The sequence below is a fragment of the Herbaspirillum sp. B65 genome (assembly GCF_000333555.1).
GTDB lineage: Bacteria > Pseudomonadota > Gammaproteobacteria > Burkholderiales > Burkholderiaceae_D > Herbaspirillum > Herbaspirillum rubrisubalbicans.
On sequence record NZ_BADI01000885.1, the window covers coordinates 1 to 10,757 of the forward strand.

Sequence of the window (10,757 nt, forward strand, 5' to 3'; positions counted from 1 at the left end):
CGATGCCGCGCAATTGCAGGATGGTGTTGCGCACGGCCGCCTCCAGCAGCACCGCAATGTTGCGACCGGCCGCAACAGGAATGACCACCTTGCGGATCGGCAGCCCCAGCACTTCTTCGTACTGCGCATCCAGCGGCAGGCGTTCGTAGTTTTCTTCCAGGGTACTGCGGCGCACCAGGTGCACGATGAGCTTCAAACGCATCTTGCGGCGCACGGCGGTCTCGCCGAAGATGGCCTTGATGTCCAGCAGGCCCAGGCCGCGCACTTCCAGCAGGTTTTGCAGCAGCGGCGGGCAGCGGCCTTCGATCATGTTGGGTGCGATGCGGGCGAATTCCACCGCATCGTCGGCCACCAGGCCGTGGCTGCGCGAAATCAGTTCCAGCCCCAGTTCGCTCTTGCCCAGCCCGGATTCGCCGGTGATGAGCACGCCCACTCCCAGCACGTCCATGAACACCCCATGCATGGTGATCTGTTGGGCCAGCTTCTTGGACAGGTACACGCGCAGGTAATCGATCACCTGGGCCGCCGGCAGCGGCGTGGAAAACAGTGGAATATTCTTTTCGTCGCACACCGCCAGCAGATCGGGAGGGGTCGACAGGCCCTGGGCGATGATGAAGGCCGGGGGCTCGCCGGCCACCAGCTCGGCGGTCTGGTAGGCGCGCGAGGTGTTGGAGAGGCGGTTGTAGTACTCGATTTCCTGGTGGCCGAACACTTGCAGGCGGCCCGGGTGGATCAGGTTCAGGTGGCCCACCTGGTCGGAGGCCGAGACGGCATCGCCGGAGATCAGGCGCTCGCCGCCGGGGAAGCCGGCAAACCAGCCCAGTTGCAGGGATTCACGGTTTTCTTCGTAGAGCTGCTGTATCGACAACGCGGAATAAGTGGGCATGTAGATCCGGTTCTGCTGGCGGTTGGATAGCGCGTGCGCGGCTGCTGAAGGACTCGGGAGCCAGGACTCAGCCGGCCTTTTCCATCGAACTCTGCCAGGTCACGATGCGGGCGTGTACCACGGCAGGATCGGTCTCGATGGCGAGTTCGTTGCGGAAGGCGTCGTCGGAAAACATCTCGGCGATTTCCGAGAGGATTTCTAGATGCTGTTGCGTCACATTGTCCGGGATCAGCAGGAACACCAGCAGCTTGACCGGTTGGCCATCGGGCGACTCGAAGGGAATCGGTGCGGCCAGCCGCATGAACAGCGCCAGCGGCGACTTCAGGCCCTTGATGCGACCGTGCGGCACGGCCACGCCATGACCCAGTCCGGTCGAGCCAAGACGCTCCCGGGCAAACAGGTTTTCGGAAACGGTAGAGCGCGCGATGCCGCTATTGTTTTCGAAAGTCAGGCCAGCTTGTTCGAAAGCTCTTTTTTTGCTGGAAACTTCCAGATCCAGAACCACGTTTTCTGGAGACAGGATTTTTGCGAGATTAGTCATGACGCTCAAAGAATTGCCACAGGCTGAAGCTTTGAGCAGGATTATAGGCTTGTTTGGGGAGGCCGGAACGCTTTGAAAGCGCTGAACAGGAGGTGAATTCAGGCCGAAAGCCGGGATTTGAGGACGGCTCTGGCCTGGATGTCGATGATAGGCGGCAACTTGTTGCTCTGATTACATTTTTACATTTCAATGCGACCGAAGATCAGCAGCACGTCGCCATTGTTCTTGTTGGACGACAAACGCGGCACGTAGGCGAACATGATCTTGGCTTTTTGCGTACCGATGGAGGCCAGTGGCAGCGGCACCGGGAAGGGGACGCTGTGGAAGTAATCCTGGCGGCTCATGAGCATGGCCGTGCCGCCCAGGCCCAGCTCCAGGCCGGTCTTGGCGATCGGGAACACCCATTCATAGGCATAGCCGGCCATGTATTGCGGATGGCGGTGCGAATCCTTGATGACGAAACCATACAGCGATTCATCGTCGCCCCGCTCATTGCGCAGGGTCTTGCCATAGCCCAGCCCCCAGGCGTGTTCATTGAGTTCGTTGAGTTTTTCGTGGGTGTAGGTGCTGCGACCGTGGTGCGCCACGCCGGAAAGATAGAGGGCGCCATCGCCCTGGTTCCAGATATTGGCGGCATGGTCCTTGGTCTGTTGCCACAGGCTGTATTGATTGTCATCGGCATGGGCGGCCGGAGCCAGGGCCAGCGCGGTAACGCCGAGCAGGGCCGAGCGGCGCAGCAAGGCAGTCAGCGTGGAAAAGGAAGCGGCCTGGCGCCGAGGCTGGGAGGTGGTTGTCATGGTTGTTGTAGAAGCAAAAAGCGGTCGTCCCATGCATTGCTGGCCGAAGCCGGGGAGCAGGAACGGGGTCATGCGGTGTTGAAGAAAACGGAGGCGTGGCAGGCAAGCTCATCCGCGAAGGGATGGACTGCAATGGTGATGAAAATATCCCGCTACTGCACTGTTGTGAAAAAGAAAGATGTTACCGAAAGCCCGCCGTCCTGGCTGTCAACCCGAGACGGCAAGCAGCTTGCAGCGCGCTGGCTGCAAGATCTGGTAACAATTTACTGACAGCCGGGCGGCTTACTGGCGCGCGTTGCGCAATTGCGAAGGCGGTTTGGCGCTGGAGAAATTGCTGCGCCAGGGATTGATGTCCAGCCCGCCGCGCCGCGTGTAGCGGGCATAGACGGCCAGCTTCTGCGGTTTGCAGTGGCGCAGGATGTCGGTGAAGATGCGTTCCACGCATTGCTCGTGGAATTCATTGTGCTCGCGAAAACCGATGATGTACTTCAGCAGCCGCTCCTGATCGATGGGCGCACCCACGTAGTGGATCTGCACGCTGCCCCAGTCGGGCTGGCTGGTCACCGGGCAGTTGGACTTGAGCAGGTGCGACACCAGCGTCTCTTCCACCGTGGCTTCCTCGGTATTGGCGCGCAGCAGGCTGCCATCGGGGTGCGAGTTGCCGGATATCGGTTCGATGTCCACATCCAGCCGGTCCAGCAGCAGGCCGGACAATTCACCGAACTGCACTTGCCCGAACTGGGCCGATTCGGTCAAGCTCACCTGGACATTCGCGCCGGCTGCGGCCGACAGGTCGGTGCGCAGCTTGTCCAGCAACTGTTCGCTGTTTTCCAGGCGTTCCTGGTTGAAGGAATTCAGATACAGCTTGAAGGACTTCGATTCGATGATATTGGGAGAATCGGCCGGCACCATGAAGCTGGCGATGGCGATCTGGGGTTTGCCGCGCAGGTTCAGCCAGGAAATTTCATAGGCGGTCCAGAAGTCGGCGCCGAAGAAGGGCAGGGTGCCGCTGATCTGCAATTCGGCGCGCTTGGGCGCACGCGGGATCGGGAACAGCAGGCTGGGGTCGTAATGGGTCGGATAGGGCGAGCTCTTGCCCAGGGGCGAGCTTTCCGGCGAATGACCGGGGCCGGATGCCGACGGGGTGATGTGGTCCATGGGAATACTCCTGCGGTACTGCGGGTTCAACTTGTTGGTTCTGTGATGCTGCCGCGCACCGGGGCAGTGGTGCGCGGCGTTCGGTGTTAGCCCAAGAACAGCTTGTAGAGCGGGTTCTTGGTTTCATCCCAATGACGATAGCCCAGTTGGGCCAGGAAGGCGCGCAATTCCTTCATTTCCTTCTTCGGCACCTGCAAGCCGATCAGGATGCGGCCGACGTCACCGCCCTGGTTGCGGTAATGGAACAGGCTGATGTTCCAGCCGGGGTTCATGCTGGAAAGGAACTTCATCAGCGCGCCCGGACGCTCCGGGAATTCAAAGCGATAGAGCAGCTCGTCGCCGGCCAGTTCACTCTTGCCGCCCACCAAGTGACGGATGTGGACCTTGGCCAGTTCATCATGGGTCAGGTCGAGCACGCCAAAGCCGGCCTTCTCGAAGTTGCGCGCGATCTTGCCGGCTTCGTCCGCTGCCGACACCTGGATACCCACGAACACGTGCGCCGCCTTGGCATCGCTGATGCGGTAGTTGAATTCGGTGACGTTGCGCGGTCCGACGGTTTCGCAGAAGCGGCGGAAGCTGCCGCGTTCTTCGGGGATGGTGACGGCGAAGACCGCCTCGCGCGCCTCGCCGGCATCGGCCATCTCGGCCACGAAGCGCAGGCGGTCGAAGTTCATGTTGGCGCCGCAGGCAATGGTGATCAACGATTCACCCTTGATCGGCTTCTTGCTAGCCTTGGCACGCTCCACGTAAGCCTTGGCGCCGGCCACGGCCAGCGCACCGGCGGGTTCGACGATGCTGCGGGTGTCCTGGAAGATGTCCTTGATGGCGGTGCAGACGGCATCGGTGTCGACGATGATGACTTCGTCCACCAGCTCCTTGGCGATGCGGAAGGTTTCTTCACCCACCAGCTTGACGGCCGTGCCATCCGAGAACAGGCCCACGTCCGACAGCGCCACACGGCGGCCCGCCTTGAGGCTGCGCGCCATGGCGTCCGAATCGGCGGTCTGGACGCCGATGACCTTGATGTCCGGGCGCACCGCCTTGACGTAGGAGGCCACGCCGGCAATCAGCCCGCCACCGCCGATGGCCACGAAGATGGCGTGGATCGGGTCCGGGTGCTGGCGCAGGATTTCCATGCCTATCGTGCCCTGGCCGGCGATCACATACGGGTCGTCGAAGGGGTGCACGAAGGTCAGCTTCTGCTTCTTTTCCAGCGTCAGCGCGTGTTCGTAGGCGTCCGTGAAGGAGTCGCCGAAGAGCACCACCTCGCCGCCACGTGCCTTGACGGCATCGATCTTGAGTTGCGGCGTGGTGGTGGGCATGACGATGACGGCCCGGCAGCCCAGGCGCGCAGCCGCCAGCGCCACGCCCTGGGCGTGATTGCCGGCGGAGGCGCAGATGACGCCGCGCTTGAGCTGTTCTGGCTTGAGGTGGGCCATCTTGTTGTAGGCGCCACGCAGCTTGAAGCTGAACACGCTCTGCATGTCTTCACGCTTGAAGTAAATTCGATTATCAATCCTTTGCGACAGCGTGTTCGCCAGTTCCAGCGGGGTTTCTTGGGCGACGTCGTAGACGCGGGCGGTCAGGATTTTTTTCAGATAATCGTTACTCATGTTGGTCATCAGTGAAGTGAAGTCAGGCGAGCAGCAGCGGGTTCAGGCGCGGTCATATCGCAATCAGGTAAAGGAAATAAAGGCTGGGTAAGCCGCTGGAAATTCCTCCTGGGCAAGACTGGCCGGTCACCGATCCTGGCCAGGGGGAACTGGACATTATAAGGGAGCCGGGCGAGGCCACGCCAAGCGTGCACTGTCCAGGGGCGATATGAATGTTTCTTCCATTCTTGAAATCAAGCACTGCGGCACCAGCTAGAATGCTCGCTGCGCCACCAGACCGGGCTTGACGGGTGGCAAGTTTCCCTCCTGGCCGCGGCCAGTTCTCCACCTACCTGCCATCTGCATGATCGAATCCGCCGTCCTCTGGCTGCTTAATATCCTCGCCATTCCTACCGTGGGCCTGACCTCGGTGTTCCTGATCAGCTTCGTATCGGCCACCTTGCTGCCGCTGGGCTCGGAACCGGCCGTCTTTGCGGTCATCAAGGCCAGCCCCGAGATGTTCTGGCCGGTGATCCTGGTGGCTACCGTAGGTAACACCCTGGGCGGTATCGTGGACTATTGGATGGGTTATGGCGCCAAGCAAGCCTTTGCCAAGGAGCGTTCCACGCGCTGGTTCCACTGGCTGGAGCGCTTCGGCGCCAAGACCATGCTGTTGGCCTGGCTGCCCGGTATCGGCGACCCCATCTGCACCCTGGCCGGCTGGCTGCGCCTGCCGTTCTGGCCGTCGGTGGTGTATATGGCCATCGGCAAGTTCATCCGCTATGTGTTGATGACCTGGCTGCTGTTGAACGTGCCGGATGGCTTCTGGCACAAACTGGGCGACTGGCTGGCGTAAAAACCGGCCTGATATGAAGCAAAACGGCGCCGCAGGGCGCCGTAGCCGTGTTTCTGGCAGGGTGGGTGAATTATCCTACCAAGGTCGGCAGCAGGCTCTCGACCACCCGGATGGCCAGGAAGGTAGCCGTCACGCCCAGCACGGCCAGGTGGCGGGTCTTGAGCTTCAGCAAGAGACCAGGGTAGTGGTTCATCATTGCGCTGTTCATGCGGATCTCCCTCACGCCTTGCATTGGGCATAGTCGGCCAGGGTAATGGCCAGGTTTTCCAGGAATTCGGTCATCAGTGCTTGCAACATGGGATCCTCCTTGCGGCGTTGGTTCAGGGCATGTCCCTGATGTCTGGATGGATTATAGGTTTTTGCAATCAATTATATGAAATTGATTGTATTTATAAATTCAATTGGCGATGCCTATCGCCGCGCTAGTTCCTGCAAACGTCGCCCAAAAACCGTGCATCCCATCGCGAGTTTGGGCAATAGGCTAAAATGCACCTCCGGCAGCAGATTTACCTCATACATCGATGAACGCCCCCGCACAGATCCAGGCCTTGCTCACAGACGCGCCGCATGGCGCCGCCCTCCCGCGCTTGCGCGAAATTCCGTACAACTACACTTCCTTCTCCGATCGCGAGATCGTGATCCGGTTGTTGGGCGAATCCTCCTGGTCTTTGCTGGACGAACTGCGCGGCAAGCGCCAGACTGGTCGTTCGGCGCGCATGTTGTATGAAGTATTGGGCGATATCTGGGTGGTGCGCCGCAATCCCTACCTGCAGGATGACCTGCTGGACAACCCCAAGCGCCGCGCCGCCCTGATTGAGGCCTTGAACCATCGCATCAACGAAGTCGACAAGCGCCGCCTGGCCACCGATTCGGCCGAGGCCGGCGACGCCGACGCCCAGCGCCGCAGCGCCAGCGTGGAAGCCTTGCTGAAGGCGGCCAAGAAGGCCATCGGTGACTTTGCCGAAGAATTCCGCCAGACCTACGATTTGCGCCGCCGCGCCACCAAGGTGCTGGGCCGCTATACCGCCCGCGACAACATCAAGTTCGACGGCCTCTCGCGGGTGTCCCACGTGACCGACGCCACCGACTGGCGCGTCGAGTATCCGTTCGTGGTGCTGACCCCGGATACCGAAGATGAAATGGCCGGCCTGGTCAAGGCCTGTATCGAACTCGGCCTGACCATCATCCCGCGTGGCGGCGGCACCGGTTATACCGGCGGCGCCATTCCCTTGACGCCGATGTCGGCCGTCATCAATACCGAAAAGCTGGAACAGTTGGGCGCGGTCGAAATGACCATGCTGCCCGGTGTGGACAAGCCCTACGCCACTATCTACTCGGGCGCGGGCGTGGTCACCAAGCGCGTCTCGGATGCCGCCGAAAAGGCCGGCTTCGTCTTCGCGGTGGACCCGACCTCGGCTGAAGCCTCCTGCATCGGCGGCAACGTCGCCATGAATGCCGGCGGCAAGAAGGCCGTGCTGTGGGGCACCGCGCTGGACAACCTGGCTAGCTGGCGCATGGTCGACCCGCAAGGCGACTGGCTGGAAGTGACGCGCCTGGACCACAACTTGGGCAAGATCCACGATGTGGAAGTGGCGCGCTTCAAGCTGGAATGGTCGCACCCCGGAGAGAAGGGCCAGAAGACCGAAGTCTTCAAGACCGAGATCCTGGAAATCTCCGGCAAGAAATTCCGCAAGGAAGGCCTGGGCAAGGACGTCACCGACAAGTTCCTCTCGGGCCTGCCGGGCGTACAGAAGGAAGGCTGCGATGGCCTCATCACTTCGGCCCGCTGGATCCTGCACAAGATGCCCAAGCAGACCCGCACGGTCTGCCTGGAATTCTTTGGCCAGGCGCGCGATGCGATTCCCTCGATCGTCGAGATCAAGGATTACCTCGACGCCGAAACCAAAAAGGGCGGCGCCATCCTGGCTGGCCTGGAACACCTGGACGAGCGCTACCTGCGCGCGGTCGGCTATGCCACCAAGTCCAAGCGCGGCGTGCTGCCCAAGATGGTGCTGATCGGCGACATCGTCGGTGATGACGAAAATGCCGTGGCCGCTGCCGCTTCGGAAGTCATCCGCATGGCCAACAACCGCGTGGGCGAAGGCTTCGTGGCCGTGAGCCCTGAAGCGCGCAAGAAATTCTGGCTGGACCGTTCGCGTACCGCGGCCATCGCCAAGCACACCAACGCCTTCAAGATCAACGAAGACGTGGTCATTCCGCTGAACCGCATGGGCGAGTACACCGACGGCATCGAGCGCATCAACATCGAACTGTCGATCAAGAACAAGCTGCAATTGCTGGCCGAACTGGACAGCTTCTTCGTCAAGGGCAACCTGCCGCTGGGCAAGAGCGACGACGCCGAGGGTGACGACATCCCCGCCGCCGAGATGCTGGAAGACCGCGTCCACCAGGCCGAAAGCCTCTTGGAACAGACCCACGCACGCTGGTCCTACCTGCTGGCCAACCTGGACCAGCCGCTGGGTGCAGCCAAGGGCGAACTGGCCGCGCTGGGCCTGGAAAAGATGCTGCCGGTGTTCGAGCAGCGCCTGATCGACCAACCCGAAGCCGCCGTTTTCCACGTGGTGCAGGACCGCACCGTGCGCATCTCCTGGAAGCAGGAAGTGCGGGCGCAACTGCGCCAGATCTTCTCGGGCGCGGCCTTCAAGCCCATCCTGGAAGAATGCCAGGCCATCCACAAGCGCGTGCTGCGCGGCCGCGTTTTCGTGGCGCTGCACATGCACGCCGGTGACGGCAACGTGCACACCAACATCCCGGTCAATTCCGATCATTACGACATGCTGCAGGATGCCCACGTCGCCGTGGCGCGCATCATGAAGCTGGCCCGTTCGCTCAATGGCGTGATCTCGGGCGAGCACGGTATCGGCATCACCAAGCTGGAATTCCTGACCGAAGACGAGATCGGCGAATTCCGCGAATACAAGAAGCGCGTGGACCCGGAAGGCCGCTTCAACAAGGGCAAGCTCCTGAACCTGCCCGGCATGGAAGCCGACCTGTCCAACGCCTATACGCCGTCGTTCGGCCTGATGGGCCACGAATCGCTGATCATGCAGCAGAGCGACATCGGCGCCATTGCCAGCAGCGTCAAGGATTGCCTGCGCTGCGGCAAGTGCAAGCCGGTCTGCTCGACCCACGTGCCGCGCGCCAACCTGCTGTACTCGCCGCGCAACAAGATCCTGGCGACCTCGCTGCTGGTGGAAGCCTTCCTCTATGAAGAGCAGACCCGCCGTGCGTCTTCATCAGCCATTGGAAGAGTTCGAAGACGTGGCCGACCACTGCACGGTGTGCCACAAGTGCGTCACGCCTTGCCCGGTCGATATCGACTTCGGCGATGTCTCGATGAACATGCGCAACCTGCTGCGCAAGATGGGCAAGAAGTCCTTCAACGCCGGCACCAATGCGGCCATGTTCTTCTTGAACGCCACCGACCCGGCCACCATCAACGCCACCCGCAAGGTGATGACGCAGTGGGGCTTCAAGGCGCAGCGCCTGGGCAACGACTTGATGAAGAAGTTTGCCAAGAAGCAGACCCAGAAACCGCCCGCCACCGTCGGCAAGCCGCCGGTCAAGGAGCAGGTGATCCACTTCATCAACAAGAAGATGCCGGGCAACCTGCCCAAGAAGACCGCACGTGCCTTGCTGGATATCGAGGATGACAAGATCGTCCCCATCATCCGCAATCCCAAGACCACCACGGCCGATACGGAAGCGGTGTTCTACTTCCCCGGCTGCGGTTCGGAGCGCCTGTTCTCGCAGGTCGGCCTGGCCACGCAAGCCATGCTGTGGAACGTGGGCGTGCAGACCGTGTTGCCGCCGGGCTACCTGTGCTGCGGCTATCCGCAACGCGGGACCGGCGACTTCGAAAAGGGCGAGAAGATCATCACCGACAACCGCGTGCTGTTCCATCGCATGGCCAATACGCTGAACTACCTCGACATCAAGACCGTGGTGGTGTCCTGCGGTACCTGCTACGACCAGTTGCAGGGCTATGAATTCGAGAAGATCTTCCCTGGCTGCCGCATCATCGACATCCACGAATACCTGCTGGAAAAGGGCGTCAAGCTGGAAGGCGTGACCGGTACCCGCTACATGTACCACGATCCCTGCCACAGCCCGATGAAGCAGCAGGATCCGCTGAAGACCGTCAACTCGCTCATCACCACGGTGGACGCGCAGAAGATCGAGAAGAACGATCGCTGCTGCGGCGAGTCGGGCACCTTTGGCGTGTCGCGTCCGGATGTCTCGACCCAGGTCCGCTTCCGCAAGGAAGAGGAAATGAAGAAGGGCAGCGACAAGGTGCGCGCCGACGGCTTCACTGGCGACGTCAAGATCCTGACTTCCTGCCCGTCCTGCTTCCAGGGGCTGTCGCGCTACAACGACGACGCCGGCACCACGGCCGATTACATCGTGGTCGAGATGGCGCGTCATCTGCTGGGCGAAAACTGGATGCCGGAATACGTCGAGCGCGCCAACAATGGCGGCATCGAACGCATCCTGGTGTAACAGGAGCTGACCATGAGCCAGACTCCAGTCTGTGAACTGTGTGCCGGCGACGGCGGCGAAGTGCTGTGGCGTCATGCACAATTGCGCGTGGTGCTGGTCGATGAGCCCGATTATCCGGGCTTCTGCCGCGTGATCTGGAATGCGCACGTGAAGGAAATGACCGACCTCGCCCCGGCCCAGCGCACCCTGCTGGCCAATGCGGTATGGGCAGTGGAAGCTGCGCAGCGCGCAGTGATGCAGCCCGAGAAGGTCAACCTGGCCACGCTGGGCAACATGACCCCGCATGTGCATTGGCATGTCATCCCGCGCTTCACCGACGACCGTCATTTCCCCAGCCCGGTGTGGGCCCGAGCGCGCCGTGCGGCCGATGAAGCCACGCTGGCGGCGCGTCGTGCACTGCTGCCGC

General features: G+C 61.5%; 10 protein-coding genes and 1 pseudogene. 4 read left to right on the forward strand and 7 right to left on the reverse strand.

The window, feature by feature from the left end; translation table 11 throughout:
- From hprK to I5W_RS21020, 3 genes are all read right to left on the reverse strand, one after another.
- On the reverse strand, positions 1-886 hold an 886-nt coding region (hprK, locus tag I5W_RS21010; protein ID WP_044530696.1), incomplete at its 3' end, for an HPr(Ser) kinase/phosphatase.
- A 67-nt stretch (positions 887-953) separates the two neighbouring features.
- Positions 954-1,427, reverse strand: a complete 474-nt coding sequence (locus I5W_RS21015) for a PTS sugar transporter subunit IIA (RefSeq protein ID WP_017452486.1) — start codon at positions 1,425-1,427, stop codon at positions 954-956.
- 179 nt (positions 1,428-1,606) lie between these two features.
- On the reverse strand, positions 1,607-2,224 hold the full coding sequence (locus I5W_RS21020) for a hypothetical protein (protein ID WP_044530697.1): 618 nt from the start codon (positions 2,222-2,224) through the stop codon (positions 1,607-1,609).
- Between the two features lie 36 nt (positions 2,225-2,260).
- Between I5W_RS21020 and I5W_RS21025 the strand changes: the two genes are divergently transcribed.
- Positions 2,261-2,494 carry a hypothetical protein gene (locus I5W_RS21025; protein ID WP_044530698.1) on the forward strand — a complete coding sequence of 78 codons (234 nt, stop codon included), beginning with the start codon at positions 2,261-2,263 and terminating at the stop codon, positions 2,492-2,494.
- A gap of 12 nt (positions 2,495-2,506) precedes the next feature.
- Here I5W_RS21025 and queF read toward each other — a convergent pair whose 3' ends face one another.
- Together queF and ilvA are read right to left on the reverse strand one after the other, a co-directional pair.
- Complete coding sequence (gene queF / locus I5W_RS21030) at positions 2,507-3,382, reverse strand: NADPH-dependent 7-cyano-7-deazaguanine reductase QueF (RefSeq protein WP_044530699.1); 876 nt, start codon at positions 3,380-3,382, stop codon at positions 2,507-2,509.
- Positions 3,383-3,468: 86 nt separating this feature from the next.
- Entirely contained in the window at positions 3,469-5,004 is a 1,536-nt protein-coding gene (gene ilvA / locus I5W_RS21035) for a threonine ammonia-lyase, biosynthetic (protein WP_017452483.1), read from the reverse strand.
- A 334-nt stretch (positions 5,005-5,338) separates the two neighbouring features.
- Between ilvA and I5W_RS21040 the strand changes: the two genes are divergently transcribed.
- Positions 5,339-5,830 carry a YqaA family protein gene (locus tag I5W_RS21040; protein ID WP_017452482.1) on the forward strand — a complete coding sequence of 164 codons (492 nt, stop codon included), beginning with the start codon at positions 5,339-5,341 and terminating at the stop codon, positions 5,828-5,830.
- Positions 5,831-5,900: 70 nt separating this feature from the next.
- Here I5W_RS21040 and I5W_RS32585 read toward each other — a convergent pair whose 3' ends face one another.
- Together I5W_RS32585 and I5W_RS32590 are read right to left on the reverse strand one after the other, a co-directional pair.
- Positions 5,901-6,038, reverse strand: coding sequence for a hypothetical protein (locus I5W_RS32585; RefSeq protein WP_199901782.1), 138 nt, complete (start codon positions 6,036-6,038; stop codon positions 5,901-5,903).
- Between the two features lie 11 nt (positions 6,039-6,049).
- Entirely contained in the window at positions 6,050-6,199 is a 150-nt protein-coding gene (locus tag I5W_RS32590) for a hypothetical protein (protein ID WP_197416637.1), read from the reverse strand.
- A 152-nt stretch (positions 6,200-6,351) separates the two neighbouring features.
- Here I5W_RS32590 and I5W_RS21045 point away from each other — a divergent pair.
- Together I5W_RS21045 and I5W_RS21050 are read left to right on the forward strand one after the other, a co-directional pair.
- Positions 6,352-10,351: pseudogene (locus tag I5W_RS21045) on the forward strand (DUF3683 domain-containing protein).
- A 12-nt stretch (positions 10,352-10,363) separates the two neighbouring features.
- On the forward strand, positions 10,364-10,757 hold a 394-nt coding region (locus I5W_RS21050; protein ID WP_044530700.1), incomplete at its 3' end, for an HIT family protein.